The sequence below is a fragment of the Psychrobacter sp. 1U2 genome (assembly GCF_051847575.1).
In genome coordinates this window covers 1-788 of the sequence record NZ_JBPYDC010000884.1, presented here as the reverse complement: position 1 = coordinate 788, position 788 = coordinate 1, and the positions used below count along the sequence as shown (strand labels likewise).

Here is a 788-nt window from a genome sequence, read left to right as displayed (position 1 = left end):
AAAAGGTACATTAGTTATCGATAGTAGTACTATAGCAGCTGCAGATGCACGCATGGTAGCGGACGCTGCTAACAGATATGGCATTGAATTTTTAGACGCGCCAGTCTCAGGTGGTACAGGCGCTGCAATTGCAGGAAACCTGACGTTTATCGTAGGTGGTAGTACTGAGGCATATGCTAGAGCCGAGCCTATACTGGAATCAATGGGTAAGAATATCTTTCACGCTGGCAATAATGGGGCGGGGCAAGTAGCAAAGATATGCAATAATATGTTGCTAGGTATTTTGATGGCAGGAACCGCAGAGGCGATTAATCTAGGTGTCAAAAATGGCTTAGATCCAAAAGTGTTGTCAGATATTATGTTGCAAAGTTCAGGACGTAATTGGACACTAGAGGTTTATAACCCTTATCCAAAAGTGATGAACAATGTACCCTCAAGTAATGGTTATAAAGGTGGTTTTATGACTAAACTGATGAACAAAGACTTAAATCTTGCTATGCAAACGGCTTCAGAAACCAAAGTGGATATCCCGATGGGCTCGAAAGCAGCTGAGCTCTATGATGTCCATTCTGTCCAACATGGTGATAAAGACTTTTCAAGCATCATTGCACGTCATGATGCTTCGATACTGTAGTGGTAGTATGATATGTAATGAATAAGTGCTGAAATAAACACTTATTAAATTTAGAAAGAATTTATCTAGATTGTCCATCTGTACTAATAGCCTAGGTTATTAGTACAGATGGATTTTTTTATATCAATCAGTCAGTTTTTTGGCTAATACATTA

At 39.3% G+C, this 788-nt stretch carries 1 protein-coding gene; it reads left to right on the top strand.

The features are described from left to right. Positions 1–634 (top strand): 3-hydroxyisobutyrate dehydrogenase (gene mmsB, locus ACS8FD_RS19330; protein ID WP_439277053.1); only part of this gene is annotated, 634 nt, incomplete at its 5' end. Between the last annotated feature and the right edge of the window lie 154 nt (positions 635–788).